Below are 16337 nucleotides of genomic sequence, written 5' to 3' on the forward strand. Positions count from 1 at the left end.
GGCCCCGTTCGCATGTTCCGCAGGGGCCGGACGGCTCAAGTGCGACCCCCCTTCGATGTTCGAGAGTGAGTGCGCCATAATGGCTTGTGAATGTGAATGCATTCACAAGCGCGTCCCGTTTGCTCCGTGATGTACGTGACAAATGGGTGCACATGCCGCTGTACCACGGCGACGTAAGGAGACTGACGACGTGGACCTGGCTCTGGCGCCGGAGACACTGGCGCGCTGGCAGTTCGGCATCACCACCGTCTACCACTTCCTGTTCGTCCCGCTGACGATCTCGCTGGCCGCCCTCACGGCCGGCCTGCAGACCGCCTGGGTGCGCACGGAGAAGGAGAAGTACCTCAGGGCGACCAAGTTCTGGGGCAAGCTCTTCCTGATCAACATCGCGATGGGTGTGGTCACCGGCATCGTGCAGGAGTTCCAGTTCGGCATGAACTGGTCCGACTACTCGCGGTTCGTCGGCGACATCTTCGGCGCCCCGCTCGCCTTCGAGGCACTGATCGCCTTCTTCTTCGAGTCCACCTTCATCGGGCTGTGGATCTTCGGCTGGGACAAGCTGCCCAAGAAGATCCACCTGGCCTGCATATGGATGGTCTCCATCGGCACGATCCTGTCCGCGTACTTCATCCTCGCGGCCAACTCGTGGATGCAGCACCCCGTCGGCTACAAGATCGACAAGGCGAAGGGGCGGGCCGAACTCACCGACTTCTGGGCCGTCCTCACCCAGAACACCGCGCTGGCCCAGGCCTTCCACACGCTGTCCGCGTCCTTCCTGACCGGTGGCGCGTTCATGGTCGGCATCGCCGCCTTCCACCTGTTCCGCAAGAAGCACATCACCGTGATGAAGACCTCGCTGCGGCTCGGCCTGGTCACCGTCGTCATCGCCGGCATGCTCACCGCGATCAGCGGTGACACCCTCGGCAAGGTCATGTTCAAGCAGCAGCCGATGAAGATGGCCGCCGCCGAGGCCCTGTGGGACGGCCAGAAGCCGGCGCCCTTCTCGATCTTCGCCTACGGAGACGTCAGCAAGGGCCACAACACCGTCGAACTGTCCGTCCCGGGCCTGCTGTCCTTCCTGGCCGACGACAGCTTCAACTCGTACGTCCCCGGCATCAACGACACCAACAAGGCCGAGCAGCAGAAGTACGGCGCCGGCGACTACCGGCCCATCATCCCCGTCACCTTCTGGGCGTTCCGCTGGATGATCGGCTTCGGCATGGCGTCCTTCGCCATCGGCCTCGCCGGCCTCTGGCTGACCCGCAAGAAGTTCATGCTGCCGCAGCACCTGAGGGTTGGTGAGGACGAGGTGCCGAACCTGGTCCTCTTCAGGAACAAGGCGCTCAGCCCCAAGCTCGGCAGGCTGTACTGGCTGGTGGCGATATGGACGCTGGGCTTCCCGCTGATAGCCAACTCCTGGGGCTGGATCTTCACCGAGATGGGCCGCCAGCCCTGGGTCGTCTACGGCGTCCTGCAGACCCGCGACGCGGTCTCCCCCGGTGTCTCCCAGACCGAGATCCTCATCTCGCTGATCACCTTCACAGCGCTCTACGCCGTCCTCGCAGTCGTCGAGGTCAAGCTGCTCGTGAAGTACATCAAGGCCGGCCCGCCCGAGCTCACCGAGGACGATCTCAACCCGCCCACGAAGATCGGCGGCGAGGCCCGTGACGCCGACAAGCCGATGGCCTTCTCGTACTAGGCCGAGGGAGACGCAGTCATGGAACTTCACGACGTCTGGTTCGTCCTGATCGCCGTCCTGTGGACCGGCTACTTCTTCCTGGAGGGATTCGACTTCGGGGTCGGCATCCTCACCAAGCTGCTCGCCCGCGACCGCCTGGAGAAGCGGGTGCTGATCAACACGATCGGCCCGGTCTGGGACGGCAACGAGGTGTGGCTGCTCACCGCGGGTGGCGCGACCTTCGCCGCCTTCCCCGAGTGGTACGCCACGCTCTTCTCCGGCTTCTACCTGCCTCTGCTGGTCATCCTGGTCTGCCTGATCGTCCGGGGCGTCGCCTTCGAGTACCGGGCCAAGCGGCCCGAAGAGAACTGGCAGCGCAACTGGGAGACCGCGATCTTCTGGACCTCGCTGATCCCTGCGTTCCTGTGGGGTGTGGCCTTCGGGAACATCACGCACGGTGTCAAGATCGACCGGAATTTCGAGTACGTCGGCACCGTCTGGGACCTGCTCAACCCGTACGCCCTCCTCGGCGGACTCGTCACACTGACCCTGTTCACCTTCCACGGCTCGGTGTTCACCGCACTCAAGACGGTCGGTGACATTCGGGTACGGGCGCGGAAGCTCGCCACCAAGGTCGGTGTCCTCACCGCGGCGCTGGCGCTGACCTTCCTGCTGTGGACCCAGGCCGACAGCGGTGACGGCAAGAGTCTGGTGGCGCTCATCGTGGCGGTCGCCGCCCTGGTGGCAGCCCTCGGAGCCAATCTGCGGGGCCGTGAGGGATGGGCGTTCGCCCTGTCCGGCGTGACCATCGTGGCCGCCGTCGCGATGCTCTTCCTGTCGCTCTTCCCGAATGTCATGCCGTCGTCGCTCAACGGGGACTGGAGCCTCACGGTCACCAATGCCTCGTCGAGTCCGTACACCCTGAAGATCATGACGTGGCTCGCGGCGATCGCCACGCCGCTCGTCCTGCTCTACCAAGGGTGGACCTACTGGGTGTTCCGCAAGCGGATCGGTACGCAGCACATCGCCACCGAAGCCGCGCACTGAGTCCGAGGAGTGGGTGTTTCACGTGAAACACCCACTCTGGGCCGAAGGGCATGTTTCACGTGAAACCAATCGATCCCCGTCTGCTGCGCTACGCCCGCGCCACCCGCCTCTTCCTGGTGGCCGTCGTCGGCCTCGGTGCCGTCGGTGCCGGGCTGGTCATCGCCCAGGCCATGCTTATCGCCGACGTCGTGGTCGGCGCCTTCCAGCGTGGTCACTCCGTCTCCGAACTCCGCACCTCTCTGCTGCTGTTGGCGGCCGTGGCCGTCGGCCGGGCGCTGGTCTCCTGGCTCACTGAACTCGCCGCACACCGAGCGAGCGCGGCGGTCAAGTCCGAGCTGCGCGGCCGGCTCCTCGACCGTGCGGTGGCACTCGGCCCCGGATGGCTGAGCGGACAGCAGACCGGGTCGCTGGTCACTCTCGCCACGCGTGGGGTCGACGCCCTCGACGACTACTTCTCGCGCTACCTGCCGCAGCTGGGACTGGCGGTGGTCGTGCCCGTCGCGGTGCTGGCGCGGATCGTCACCGAGGACTGGGTCTCCGCGGCGATCATCGTGGGGACCCTGCCGCTGATCCCGGTCTTCATGGTCCTGATCGGCTGGGCCACCCAGTCCCGGACGGACCGTCAGTGGCGGCTGCTGTCGCGGCTCTCCGGCCACTTCCTGGACGTGGTGGCCGGGCTGCCCACGCTGAAGGTGTTCGGCCGGGCCAAGGCGCAGGCCGAGTCCATCCGTCGGATCACGGGTGAGTACCGGCAGGCGACCATGCGGACGCTGCGGATCGCGTTCCTCTCCTCGTTCGCTCTGGAGCTGCTCGCCACGCTGTCGGTGGCGCTGGTCGCCGTGACCGTCGGTATGCGGCTCGTCCACGGCGACATGGATCTGTACATCGGGCTGGTCATCCTGGTGCTGGCGCCCGAGGCGTATCTGCCGTTGCGGCAGGTGGGGGCTCAGTTCCACGCGGCGGCGGAGGGGCTTGCGGCCGCGGAGGAGATCTTCGCGGTGCTGGAGACGCCGGTGCCGGCGTCGGGTTCGGACGCGGTGCCTTCCGCTGCGGCCCTGACCTTCGAGGGCGTGACGGTCCGCTACCCGGGGCGCTCGGCGGATGCGGTGACCGATGTGTCGTTCACGGTCGAACCCGGGGAGACCGTCGCGCTGGTCGGCCCGAGCGGTGTGGGCAAGTCGACGCTGCTCAACGTCCTGTTGGGGTTCGTGCGTCCGGCGCGGGGGCGGGTGCGGATCGGGGACGCCGATCTTGCCGACGTCGACCTGGCGGAGTGGCGGTCGCGGGTCGCGTGGGTGCCGCAGCGGCCGCATGTCTACGCCGGGACGATCGCCGAGAACGTACGGCTCGCGCGTCCCGACGCGGACGACGACGCCGTCCGGGGTGCGCTGCGGGACGCCGGGGCGCTGGAGTTCGTGGACGCGCTGCCGGAGGGGGCGCAGACGGTTCTCGGTGAGGACGGGGCCGGACTGTCCGCGGGGCAGCGGCAGCGGCTGGCGCTGGCACGGGCGTTTCTGGCCGACAGGCCGGTGCTGTTGCTGGATGAGCCGACGGCTGCGCTGGACGGGGCGACCGAGGGGGAGGTGGTGGCGGCGGTACGGAGGCTTTCCGAGGGGCGCACCGTGTTGCTGGTCGTGCACCGGCCGGCGCTGCTGTCGGCGGCGGACCGGGTGGTGCGGCTCTCCGGTGGCGAGGCCTCCAGGGGGCTCCGCCCCCTGGACCCCCAGAACCTTCGCCCACCCACCACCCGACTCGGTCAGCTGGAAGGCGAGGTCGCGGGCCGGGTCGGTGGGCTGGCGGGCGAGGTTGTGGGGCGGCTCGGTCAGCTGGAAGGTGAGGGCGCGGAGGGGCGCGGTGGGCTGAGCAGTCCTCGATGGGGCGGCGCTGCGGAGTCGGCGGCTGTGGGGCGCCGGGATGTTCTCGGGCGGGTTCGTGCCGGCTCGGGCGCCCGGCGGGGGCGGTTGCTGCTCGCGCTGTTGCTGGGGGCGCTGGCGCTCGCCAGTGCCGTCGGGCTGATGGCGACCTCGGGGTGGCTGATCTCGCGGGCCTCGCAGCAGCCGCCGGTGCTGTATCTGATGGTCGCCGTGACGGCCACGCGGGCCTTCGGGATCGGGCGGGCCGTGTTCCGGTACGGCGAGCGGCTGGTGTCGCACGACGCCGTGCTGCGGATGCTGGCCGACACGAGGGTCGCCGTGTACCGGCGGCTGGAGCGGCTCGCTCCTGCCGGGCTGCGGACGACCAGGCGGGGCGATCTGCTCAGCCGGCTGGTCGCCGACGTGGACACGCTGCAGGACTACTGGCTGCGATGGCTGCTTCCGGTCGGGGCCGCGGTGGCGGTGTCCGCCGGGGCCGTGGGCTTCACGGCCTGGCTCCTGCCCGAGGCCGGTGCCGCGCTCGCGGTGGGGCTGCTGGTGGCCGGTGCCGGCGTTCCGCTGGTGACCTCGGCCGTGGCCCGGCGCGCTGAGCACCGGTTGGCACCGGCCCGAGGGCTGCTTGCCACCCGGGTGACCGACCTGCTCACCGGCACCGCCGAACTGACCGTCGCCGGCGCGCTGCCGGCCCGTACCGACGAGGCCCGGCGGGCCGACCGCACGCTCACCCGGATCGCCTCGCGCGGGGCCACGGCCACCGCGCTCGGCGACGGGCTGACCGCGCTGCTGACCGGCCTGACCGTCGCGGCCGTCGCGCTGCTGGGCGCCCAGGGGGTCGCTGACGGGCGGCTGAGCGGCGTGGCGATGGCGGTCGTCGTGCTCACTCCGCTGGCCGCCTTCGAGGCCGTACTCGGGCTGCCGCTGGCCGTGCGGCACCGGCAGCGGGTGCGCAGGAGCGCCGAGCGCATCTACGAGGTGCTGGACGCGCCCGAGCCCGTACGGGAGCCGGAGCTGCCGCGTCAGGCGCCCGCCGCGCCCTTCCCCGTCGTACTGAAGGGCCTGACGGCCCGGTACCCGGGGCAGCCGCGGAATGCCCTCGGCGGGCTCGACCTCACCCTGCACGAGGGGCGCAGGGTGGCTGTGGTCGGGGCCTCCGGCGCCGGCAAGTCGACCCTCGCCCAGGTCCTGCTGCGGTTCCTCGACCCGGACGCGGGCTCCTACACGCTCGCCGGCGTGGACGCGTACGGCATGGACAGCGACGACGTACGGCGGCTCGTCGGGCTGTGCGCCCAGGACGCGCACCTCTTCGACAGTTCCGTGCGCGAGAACCTGCTGCTCGCCCGGAAGGACGCCACCGAGGAGGACCTGCGGGACGCGCTGGACCGGGCCCGGCTGCTCGACTGGGTGGACGGGCTGCCCGACGGACTCGACACCCTGGTCGGCGAGCACGGGGCACGGCTGTCCGGCGGGCAGCGGCAGCGGCTGGCCCTCGCCCGGGCCCTGCTCGCCGACTTCCCGGTGCTCGTGCTGGACGAGCCGGCCGAGCATCTCGACCTGCCCACGGCGGACGCGCTCACCGCGGACCTGCTGGCCGCCACCGAGGGCCGTACGACACTGCTCGTCACGCACCGGCTGGCGGGCCTGGAGGCCGTGGACGAGGTGGTCGTCCTCGACGCGGGCCGGGTGGTGCAGCGCGGGAGTCATGCCGAGCTGGTCGCCGCGGCCGGACCGCTGCGCGACATGGCGGAGCGGGAGGCGGCGGCGGACTCTCTGGTGGGAGCGCGGTAGCCGCCGCGGCGGGCGGCCTCAGGCGCGGGCAGCCAGCAGCCGCTCGATCACCACGGCCACCCCGTCGTCGTTGTTGGCGACCGTGCGTGCCGAGGCGGCGGCGACGGCGGCGGGGTGGGCGTTGCCCATGGCGTACGACCGGCCGGCCCAGGTCAGCATCTCGACATCGTTGGGCATGTCCCCGAAGGCCACGACCTCCTCGCGCGAGATGCCGCGCTCGGCACACTCCAGAGCGAGTGTGCTGGCCTTGGAGACGCCCGGCCCGCTGATCTCCAGCAGGGCGCTCGGGCTGGACCGGGTGACGGTGGCGCGGTCGCCGACGGCGAGGCGGGCGAGGGTGAGGAAGGCGTCGGGGTCGAGCTCGGGGTGGAAGGCGAGGATCTTGAGGACGGGCTCGCCGGCGCTCGGACCGTCGGCCGCGAGGATCTCCTCGGCGGCGAGCAGGTGGTCCGGTATCTCCAGGTGCAGCTTGGGATAGGCCGGCTCCTGGTGGAAGCCGTACGTCTGCTCGATCGCGTACACGGTGCCGGGCGCGGCCTCGCGCAGCAGTCGTACCGCGTCCAGCGCGTTCTCCCGGGCCAGGTCGCGCACCTTCACGAAGCGGTGCGCGCCGGGGCCGCCGTGCAGGTCGACCACGGCCGCGCCGTTGCCGCAGATCGCCAGGCCGTGGCCGTGGACGTGCTCGCTGACGACGTCCATCCAGCGGGCCGGGCGGCCGGTGACGAAGAAGACCTCGATCCCCGCCTCCTCGGCGGCGGCCAGCGCGGCGACCGTCCTCGGGGAGACCGACTTGTCGTCGCGCAGCAGGGTGCCGTCGAGATCGGTGGCGACCAGCCGGGGCGGGGTCGCGAAGGCAGGGGTCTCGGGCTGTCGGGTCGCTGAGGTCACCGCGCCATTCTCGCGCATATGCCCGCACGGCCGTGCGGCCGGGCGCACAGATGAGACACAGACGACTCCGAAGCGTCCCCCACCGCGCCGCGGCCTTGCTGAAGGGGACTCAGCCGAGCTGGGCCGGGGCCTCCATGGCGATCTGCTCGAAGACCTTCTGGTCGGCCGCGAAGTCCGAGTCGGGGATGGGCCAGTGGATCACCAGCTCGGTGAAGCCAAGCTCCTGGTGGCGGCCGGCGAAGTCCACGAAGGCGTCCAGGGACTCCAGGGGGCGGCCGCGGTCCGGGGTGAACCCGGTGAGCAGGACCTTGTCCAGCTCCGCCACGTCCCGGCCGATCGCCGCGCACGCCCCGCCGAGCTTTCCGATCTGCCCGCGGAGCGCCTCGACCGACTGCTCGGGCGTGCCGTTCTCGTACAGCTTCGGGTCGCCGGTGGTCACCCAGGCCTGGCCGTGCCGCGCGGCCAGCTTCAGTCCGCGCGGCCCGGTGGCCGCCACAGCGAAGGGCAGCCGGGGCCGCTGCACACAGCCCGGGATGTCGCGCGCCTCGTGGGCCGAGTAGAACTCACCCTCGTACGTCACCGAGTCCTCGGTGAGCAGCCGGTCGAGGAGCGGGACGAACTCGGCGAACCGGTCGGCGCGCTCGCGCGGGGTCCAGGGCTCCTGGCCCAGTGCGGTGGCGTCGAAGCCGTTGCCGCCGGCGCCGATACCGAGGGTGACGCGGCCGCCGGAGATGTCGTCGAGGGAGATCAGCTCCTTGGCGAGGGGCACCGGATGCCGGAAGTTCGGCGAGGTGACGAGGGTGCCGAGACGCAGTCGGTCGGTGACGGACGCGGCGGCGGTGAGCGTCGGGATCGCCCCGAACCACGGGCCGTCCCGGAAGCTGCGCCAGGACAGGTGGTCGTAGGTGTACGCGGTGTGGAAGCCCAGCTCCTCGGCCCGCGTCCAGGCGGCGGCGCCGCCCTCGCTCCAGCGGCGGTACGGGAGGATCACGGTGCTCAGACGCAGACTCATGCGTCCGAGACTAAAGGGACCACCCGCGACGGCCGAAACGCTCACCGCATGCGGCTGCTCAGCCACGGCGTGAGCAGGTGCGCGGCCAGGTGTTCCCGGTACGTGCGGTCCCCGGCCAGCGGTACGACCAGCGAGGCCGTGGGCGGGAAGCTGCGGCCCCGGACGTGGGCCAGGCCGCCGAAGACGGAGTGCAGGAAGGCGGGCACGTCGTCGCGCGGGACGTCGTGGAAGACCACGCCCTCGACGGTGATCAGCGCGTCGTCCTCAGGGAAGAGCCGCACGCTCACCCGGGGCAGGCCGCCGAACTCGGCGTACGCCTCGTGCGGCAGCGAACCGTCCGGGTCGGTGGTGACCCCGAAACCCGCCGCGCTGCGCCGCGAGGTCTGGTCGGCGCCGATGTCGTGCGTGACCTCGATCTCGCGCCCGTGTTCGGCCGCGACCGCGTGGAGTGCGGCGACGGCCGCCTCGGTGGTCGGAAAGTGGTCCTGGTGTGCCCGGCGTCCGGAGTGGTCCATACCACTCATCATTCCGGGTTCAGTGGGGTTCGGGGAAGCGCAGGTACGGTGGCGGAACCGCCCGCGTCAGCCACACGCCGTTCGCGCTGACGTGGAAGACGTGCCCGTCCCGGTGCATCGCGGCCGCGTCCACCGACAGCACGACGGGGCGACCGCGCCGGGCACCGACTCGCGTCGCGGTCTCCCGGTCCGCCGACAGATGCACGTCGTGCCTGTTCATCGGCCTGAGGCCCTCACTCCGGATCGCGTCCAGGTGCCGTGCGACGGTGCCGTGGTAGAGGTACGGCGGCGGGGTCGCCGGGGGCAGTCCGAGGTCGACGTCGATGCTGTGGCCCTGGCTGGCGCGGATACGGGTGCCTTCGACGGCGAACCGCTGCTTGTCGTTGGCGGCGACCACGTGGTCCAGTTCCTCGCGGCTGACCGGGAAACCGTGCGCCGCTGCCGCCGCGAGCAGCGTGTCGATCTCCACCCAGCCCGCCTCGTCCAGGTTGAGCCCGATCCGTTCGGGCTGGTGGCGCAGGTGTTTCGAGAGGTACTTCGACACCTTCACGGTGCGCCGTTCGTCCGGTGTTCCCTCGTTGTGTCTCGCGTTCATGCCATCAGCGTGCCGGGCGAGACGCGGATCACGCAGATATTTTTCGCCTCGGGTTTGATCCACAACCAAGTGCGGTTATCCACAGGGGAATTGGCCGCACTGTGGACAACTACTGGGCGGTTCGCGGTGTTTCGTCAAGTTCGGTAACGGGGTTGTGATCTGCGGCCAGAGCATCCAAGTGCCGCGCATCGACCTCGCGTTCGGCCGCAAGGGCGATGAACTCCGCGATGCGGTCCGGGCCAACGAGGCGCCGCACGGCCTGAATCGTCTCGGCGGGGAGCGGCACGGAACGGGTCTCGTCCGGGGCTTTCGGCCGTTCCCCCGTGCCGAGCCGGCGACGCACCTCACGGGTCGCGAACAGGCGCATGGCGCGGGCCAGTTCGGCGTCGACCGTCTGCCGGGCCAGGGGGCGCAGGCGCCGAACCAGCGAGGCGGCCTCGGCCGCGCCGGCGTCGGTGCGGCGGTCGGGGTCGTCGAGGTAGCGGGCGAAGACGTGCTCGGTGGTGAACTCCAGGAAACGAGCGGCTATGTGCTCGACCTGGAGTCTCAACTCCCGCAGATGCTCGGAGATCGCGGAGAGGGGGACACCGGCCGCATACAACTCGGCGGCCACAGCGAGCTCCTGGGGGCTCGGGACGAGGAAGGAACCGGGGTCGTCGGCCACCGGTTCCAGCACGCCCAGTGCCACGGCCTCGGCCACGGCCGCGTCGTCGGGGGTGCCGCCGAAGCGGGCGTCCAGGTCGGCGCGGGTCAGGCGCACCGGTTCCTCGTCGGTCCAGGGGCCCTCGGCCTCGGTGACGAGCCCCAGGACGCCGGCCAGGCCGCGGCCGGTGTCCCAGGCGTCGAGCAACTCCTTGATGGAGGCGAGGGTGTAGCCGCGGGAGAGGAGGTCGGCGATCTGGTGGAGGCGGGTGAGGTGGACGTCGGAGTAGAGGTTGGCGCGGCCCTGGCGTTCGGGGCGGGGCAGGAGGCCCTTGTCCTGGTAGGCACGGATGGTTCGGACGGTGGTGCGGGAGAGGCGGGCGAGGTCCTCGATGCGGTGGGTGGGGGTGGCCGGGGGGTCGGTCATGTGGGGTTCCTTGGCTGGTGCGGCTGGTGCGGCTGGTGCGGCTGGTGCGGCTGGTGCGGCTGGTGCGGCTGGTGCGGGGGTTTCGCTTGCCCGCGCCGACGGGGTACCGCCTGCGCCCACCCGTGCCGCCCCAGCGGCACGACTGCCCGCAGGCTGGATCAGCCGACAAGGCGCGCCCCCGCCCGAAAGCTGGGGGAGGAACTGCGCGATCAGCCCTCGCCGGTCCGCAGTTGGACGACGACCCTCTACAACTTCGGCTCGACCCTTGCGATCCGCCGCAAAACTCCCGGCGCCCATCGCGACAGCGCCCGTGCCCCCCTCGCCTCCGGTGTGACCGGTACCACCGCGCGGTTGTGCTCCACCGCCTCCAGGATCGCCGAAGCGACCTTCTCCGGAGGGTAGTTGCGCATCCCGTACAGCCGTGCCGAGCGCTGCTGCCGACGGCGCTCCTCCTCCGCGTCCACGCCCGTAAAGCGCGCCGTCGACGTGATGTTGGTGTTGATGAAGCCGGGGCAGATCGCCGTCACCCCGATGCGCCGGCCCGCCAGTTCGGCGCGCAGGCACTCGGAGAGCATCAGGACCGCCGCCTTGGAGGTGCTGTAGGCCGGCAGGGCGCGGGAGGGCTGGTAGGCCGCCGCCGACGCGACGTTCACGATGTGGCCGCCCTGGGCGCGGTCCGCCATCCGGGCCCCGAAGAGACGGCAACCGTGGATCACCCCCCAGAGGTTGACGTCCAGGACGCGCCGCCAGTCCTCCGTCGTCGTCGTGAAGAAGGAGCCGGACAGGCCGATGCCCGCGTTGTTGACCAGCACGTCCAGGACGCCGTACTCGCGGTGGACCTTCTCCGCGAGCTTCTCCATGGCCTGCTCGTCGGAGACGTCGGCCGTCTCCGCCCAGGCCTCCGTCGCGCCGATCAGCCGGGACAGCTCGGCCGTGCGGGCCGCTGCCTCCGCGTCCCGGTCCACCGACACCACCCGCGCGCCCGCCTCCGCGAACGCGAACGCCGTAGCCCGCCCGATGCCGCTGCCCGCGCCGGTGACCAGCACCAACTGGCCTGCGAACCGCTGGGCGTGGCGGTCGGCGGGCTTCGACTGCGACCCCGGGCCGTCCTCCACCGATCTCACGAACTCCTCGATCCAGGCCGCCACCTGGTCCGGCCGCGTGCGCGGGATCCAGTGCTTGGCCGGCAGGGTGCGGCGGGTGAGCCGGGGCACCCAGCGCTCCAGGTCGTCGTAGAGCCGCTCTGAGAGGAACGCGTCGCCGAGGGGCGTGATGAGCTGCACGGGCGCGTGCGCGTACGCGTCCTCGCGCGGGCGGCGCAGCCGGGCCCGCACGTTGTCGCGGTACAGCCAGGCGCCGTGTGCCGCGTCCGAGGGCAGGGAGGACGTGGGGTAGTCACCCGCGGGCAGCTTCTCCGCCCGTTGCAGAATGCCCGGCCAGGCCTTGCCGAGGGGGCCGCGCCAGGCCAGTTCGGGCAGGGCGGGGGTGTGCAGCAGGTACACGTACCAGGACTTGGCGCCCTGGCCGAGGAGCTGGCCCACCCGGCGGGGGGTCGGGCGCCGCACGCGCGCGTTGATCCAGTGCCCGAAGTGGTCCAGGGAGGGTCCCGACATCGACGTGAAGGAGGCGATACGGCCCTCCGTGCGACCCGCCGTGGCGAACTCCCAGGACTGCACCGAGCCCCAGTCGTGGCCGACGAGGTGCACCGGGCGGTCCGGGCTGACCGCGTCGACCACCGCCAGGAAGTCGTCCGTGAGCTTGGCGAGGGTGAAGCCGCCGCGCAGCGGCTTGGGGGCGGTGGAGCGGCCGTGGCCGCGGACGTCGTACAGGACGACGTGGAAGCGCGCGGCGAGGCGGGCCGCGACCTCGGACCAGATCTCCTTGCTGTCCGGGTAGCCGTGGACGAGGACGACCGTCGGGTCCGCCGGGTCGCCCAGCTCCGCCACGCACAGGTCGATGCCGCCCGTACGCACCCGGCGCTCGCGCGCGCCTTCCATCCCGTTCACTTGTCCTCCGCCCAGCGCCGCACGTGCGGCAGATCGTCGTCCAGCCAGAAGGCGCTCTGCTCGGGGTCCCGGGAGTCGGTGACCACGAGGATCTCCTCGAACTTGGCGCCCGTGCCGCGGAAGCCGAGGTGCGGTTCGACCGCCCACAGGCCCGGCTGCGGCGGGTGGTCGGAGAAGCGGTACGGCGACCACAGGGGCGACCAGCCCTCGCGGTGCCCGTGCAGTGCGTCGGCCGCGAGGCCCTTCAGGGACTGGGTGCCGAACCCGAAGAGGTGCGGTGACCAGCGGCGCTGCTTCACCCTGTCCACCTTGTGGGCGATCACGCCGAAGGGGTACGCGCGGTGCCGGTTGGCGTAGCCCTGGCGGACCATGAGGCGGTCCACGTCCTCGTAGATCTCGCGCAGCGGGCGCCGCTCGCGCACCTCGCGCAGGATCAGCTCCCGGTGCGCCTCCAGGTCGGCCATCAGCCGGTCCTGGACGGGGTGGGGGCCGAGGGAGCCCGAGTAGCCGATGTCGGCCGTGTACCCCTCGTACACCGGGGCCAGGTCGAGGATGAACGGCATGCCGGGTGCCAGCCGGCGGTCGGTCGGGAAGAACTGCAGCGGTATGCGGAAGTCCGTGAACGCCGTGCGGTCGCCGAACCAGGCGAAAGGGAGGTGGAACCAGTCCCGCACGCCCCGGGCGCGCAGCCACGCGCGCTGCATCCGGGCCGCCTCGCGCTCGGTGATCCCCGGCTCCAGCCGGGCCGCGACCGCCTCCGCGCACTCGTACGCGAGCCGCTGCACCCGCCGGAAACCCTGGAGCTCCGTGGCGCGTTCTTCCTTCGATGCCACTGCCGTCGTCATCCCGCCCCGCCCGTCCCCGCCCGCGTCTTCGTCGACTGCGGTACGTGCCCGTAACTTGACACTGGTGAATGTGACAGTTGTTAGAGGCGACGTCAATAGGCGAGGCAAGGCCTGTGGATAACTCTGAGTAGCTCTCAGGCAGGGGATCCCCTAGGGCCCCGTAATACTCGAGAGTGATGTGAAGACGGCTCCAGGGTCTGACGACCTCAGTGGCGCGGGTCACTACCTTCTATGGCGTGACTGTGATCGCGACCGAAAGCCTGAGCAAGCGGTTCCCCCGGGTGACCGCGCTCGACCGGCTGTCCGTGGACATCGGACCCGGTGTGACCGGGCTCGTCGGAGCCAACGGCGCCGGCAAGTCCACCCTGATCAAGATCCTGCTGGGTCTGTCCCCCGCGACCGAGGGCCGCGCCGAAGTGCTCGGCCTCGACGTCGCGACCAAGGGCGCCGCCATCCGCGAGCGCGTGGGCTACATGCCGGAGCACGACTGCCTGCCGCCCGACGTCTCGGCCACCGAGTTCGTCGTGCACATGGCCCGCATGTCCGGCCTGCCGCCCGCCGCCGCCCGCGAGCGCACCGCCGACACCCTGCGCCACGTCGGGCTCTACGAGGAGCGGTACCGCCCCATCGGCGGCTACTCCACCGGCATGAAGCAGCGCGTGAAGCTCGCCCAGGCCCTGGTGCACGACCCACAGCTGGTCTTCCTCGACGAGCCGACCAACGGGCTCGACCCGGTCGGCCGCGACGAGATGCTCGGCCTGATCCGTCGCATCCACACCGACTTCGGCATCTCGGTCCTGGTCACCTCGCACCTGCTCGGCGAACTGGAACGCACCTGCGACCACGTGGTCGTCGTCGACGGCGGCAAGCTGCTGCGCTCCAGCTCCACCACCGACTTCACCCAGTCCACGACCACCCTCGCCATCGAGGTCACCGACAGCGACGAGCACCCGGACGGCACCCGCGCGGTCCGCGACGCGCTCCACGCGCGCGGGGTGGAGACGGACAACGAGGGCGGCGGCCTCCCCGGCGCCGGCCACATCCTCCTGCTCACCGCCCAGGGCGAGGAGACCTACGACCTCGTCCGCGACGTCGTCGCCGACCTCGGGCTCGGCCTGGTGCGCATGGAGCAGCGCCGGCACCACATCTCCGAGGTCTTCACCAGCGACGAGCAGCGGGACGACGAGCAGCGGAAGGAGGCGACCGTCCATGGCGGTTGACCAGCCCATCGCGGGACCGGGCGACCAGTCCCGCATCCACGACATCGGCTACCGCGGCTACGACGGCCCGCGCCTCGGCCGCGGGTACGCCCGCCTGTCCCTGTACTCGCAGACCCTGCGCGGCTCCTACGGCCTCGGCCGCTCGGTGAAGTCCAAGGTGCTGCCGATGCTGCTGTTCGCGGTGATGTGCGTGCCGGCGGCCATCATGGTCGCCGTCGCCGTCGCCACCAAGGCGCACGACCTGCCGGTCACCTACACGCGGTACGCGATCATCATGCAGGCCGTCATCAGCCTGTACGTCGCCTCGCAGGCCCCCCAGGCGGTCTCCCGCGACCTGCGCTTCAAGACCATCCCGCTGTACTTCTCGCGGCCCATCGAGACCGCCGACTACGTCCAGGCCAAGTTCGCGGCCCTCGCCTCCGCGATGTTCATCCTGACCGGCGCCCCGCTGGTCGTGCTGTACCTGGGCGCCCTGCTCTCCAAGATGGACTTCGGCCACCAGACCAAGGGGTTCGGCCAGGGGCTGGTATCGGTGGCCCTGCTCTCCCTCCTCTTCGCCGGCATCGGCCTGGTCATCGCGTCGGTCACCCCGCGCCGCGGCTTCGGCATCGCCGCCGTGATCGCCGTGCTGACCATCTCCTACGGCGCGGTCTCCACCCTCCAGGCCATCGCCGACTCCCAGGGCAGCACCGGCGCCATCCCGTGGATCGGCCTGTTCTCGCCGGTCACCCTGATCGGCGGCCTGAGCACCGCCCTGCTCGGCGGCACCAACACCTTCCCGGGCGGCGACGGCCCCTCCCACGCCCAGGGCGCCGTGTACCTGCTCGTCGTCCTCGGCCTGATCGCCGCCTGCTACGGCCTTCTGCTGCGCCGCTACAAGAAGGTGGGACTGTGACCACGCTCTCCATCGACCACGTCTCCCGCTGGTTCGGCAACGTGGTCGCCGTCAACGACATCACCATGACCATCGGCCCCGGCGTCACCGGCCTCCTCGGCCCCAACGGCGCCGGAAAGTCCACCCTCATCAACATGATGGGCGGTTTCCTCGCCCCCTCCACCGGCACGGTCACCCTCGACGGGCAGCCGACCTGGCGCAACGAGGCCATCTACCGGCACATCGGCATCGTTCCCGAGCGCGAGGCGATGTACGACTTCCTCACCGGCCGCGAATTCGTCGTCGCCAACGCCGAGTTGCACGGCCTCGGCGCCAAGGCCGCCCAGAAGGCCCTCGCCACGGTCGAGATGGAGTACGCGCAGGACCGCAAGATCTCGACGTACTCCAAGGGCATGCGCCAGCGCGTGAAGATGGCGTCCGCCCTGGTCCACGACCCCTCGCTGCTCCTCCTCGACGAGCCCTTCAACGGCATGGACCCGCGCCAGCGCATGCAGCTCATGGAACTGCTGCGGCGGATGGGCGACGAGGGCCGCACGGTCCTGTTCTCCTCCCACATCCTCGAGGAGGTCGAGCAGCTCGCCTGGCACATCGAGGTCGTGGTCGCCGGACGGCACGCGGCCAGCGGCGACTTCCGCAAGATCCGCCGCCTGATGACCGACCGCCCGCACCGCTACCTGGTCCGCTCCAGCGACGACCGCGCCCTCGCGGCCGCCCTCATCGCCGACCCGTCCACCTCGGGCATCGAGGTCGACCTCGCCGAGGGCGCGCTGCGCATCCAGGCCGTCGACTTCGGCCGCTTCACCGCCCTGCTGCCCAAGGTCGCCCGCGACCACGGCATCCGGCTGCTCACGGTCTCGCCGTCCGACGAGTCCCTCGAATCCGTGTTCTCGTATCTGGTCGCGGCGTAG

At 71.0% G+C, this 16337-nt stretch carries 13 protein-coding genes; 6 read left to right on the forward strand and 7 right to left on the reverse strand.

Going from position 1 to position 16337, the window contains the following annotated elements; translation table 11 throughout:
* The first annotated feature begins 190 nt into the window (after positions 1-190).
* Genes ACZ63F_RS28260 through cydD form a run of 3 tightly spaced genes read left to right on the forward strand, consistent with a single transcriptional unit; the run spans position 191 to position 6384 of the window.
* Entirely contained in the window at positions 191-1699 is a 1509-nt protein-coding gene (locus tag ACZ63F_RS28260) for a cytochrome ubiquinol oxidase subunit I (RefSeq protein ID WP_457701564.1), read from the forward strand.
* An 18-nt stretch (positions 1700-1717) separates the two neighbouring features.
* On the forward strand, positions 1718-2725 hold the full coding sequence (gene cydB, locus ACZ63F_RS28265; protein WP_469714886.1) for a cytochrome d ubiquinol oxidase subunit II: 1008 nt from the start codon (positions 1718-1720) through the stop codon (positions 2723-2725).
* A 50-nt stretch (positions 2726-2775) separates the two neighbouring features.
* On the forward strand, positions 2776-6384 hold the full coding sequence (gene cydD, locus ACZ63F_RS28270) for a thiol reductant ABC exporter subunit CydD (protein WP_469714889.1): 3609 nt from the start codon (positions 2776-2778) through the stop codon (positions 6382-6384).
* A gap of 18 nt (positions 6385-6402) precedes the next feature.
* Here cydD and ACZ63F_RS28275 read toward each other — a convergent pair whose 3' ends face one another.
* From ACZ63F_RS28275 to ACZ63F_RS28305, 7 genes are all read right to left on the reverse strand, one after another.
* Entirely contained in the window at positions 6403-7290 is an 888-nt protein-coding gene (locus ACZ63F_RS28275; protein ID WP_469714891.1) for an HAD-IIB family hydrolase, read from the reverse strand.
* Positions 7291-7381: 91 nt separating this feature from the next.
* Positions 7382-8284: an LLM class flavin-dependent oxidoreductase gene (locus tag ACZ63F_RS28280; protein ID WP_469714894.1), complete on the reverse strand. Its 903-nt coding sequence runs from the start codon at positions 8282-8284 to the stop codon at positions 7382-7384.
* Positions 8285-8325: 41 nt separating this feature from the next.
* Positions 8326-8799, reverse strand: a complete 474-nt coding sequence (locus ACZ63F_RS28285) for a hypothetical protein (RefSeq protein WP_469714897.1) — start codon at positions 8797-8799, stop codon at positions 8326-8328.
* 19 nt (positions 8800-8818) lie between these two features.
* Complete coding sequence (locus tag ACZ63F_RS28290) at positions 8819-9394, reverse strand: RNA 2'-phosphotransferase (protein WP_469714901.1); 576 nt, start codon at positions 9392-9394, stop codon at positions 8819-8821.
* 109 nt (positions 9395-9503) lie between these two features.
* Positions 9504-10463: a MerR family transcriptional regulator gene (locus tag ACZ63F_RS28295; RefSeq protein WP_469714905.1), complete on the reverse strand. Its 960-nt coding sequence runs from the start codon at positions 10461-10463 to the stop codon at positions 9504-9506.
* A 245-nt stretch (positions 10464-10708) separates the two neighbouring features.
* On the reverse strand, positions 10709-12460 hold the full coding sequence (locus tag ACZ63F_RS28300; RefSeq protein WP_469715185.1) for an SDR family oxidoreductase: 1752 nt from the start codon (positions 12458-12460) through the stop codon (positions 10709-10711).
* A 5-nt stretch (positions 12461-12465) separates the two neighbouring features.
* Positions 12466-13314, reverse strand: coding sequence for a M24 family metallopeptidase (locus ACZ63F_RS28305; RefSeq protein ID WP_469714908.1), 849 nt, complete (start codon positions 13312-13314; stop codon positions 12466-12468).
* Between the two features lie 242 nt (positions 13315-13556).
* On the opposite strand from ACZ63F_RS28305, the gene ACZ63F_RS28310 reads away from it, so the two are divergent.
* The 3 genes from ACZ63F_RS28310 to ACZ63F_RS28320 are packed head-to-tail and all read left to right on the forward strand — an operon-like array spanning position 13557 to position 16337.
* A complete protein-coding gene (locus ACZ63F_RS28310) occupies positions 13557-14534 on the forward strand; it encodes an ABC transporter ATP-binding protein (RefSeq protein WP_352365755.1) in 978 nt (325 codons plus the stop codon).
* On the forward strand, positions 14524-15429 hold the full coding sequence (locus ACZ63F_RS28315) for an ABC transporter permease subunit (protein ID WP_469714910.1): 906 nt from the start codon (positions 14524-14526) through the stop codon (positions 15427-15429). Before ACZ63F_RS28310 ends, ACZ63F_RS28315 begins: the two co-directional genes overlap by 11 nt.
* A complete protein-coding gene (locus ACZ63F_RS28320; protein WP_093500940.1) occupies positions 15426-16337 on the forward strand; it encodes an ABC transporter ATP-binding protein in 912 nt (303 codons plus the stop codon). The genes ACZ63F_RS28315 and ACZ63F_RS28320 overlap by 4 nt, the downstream gene beginning before the upstream one ends.

This window comes from Streptomyces sp. NPDC104761, assembly GCF_055583445.1.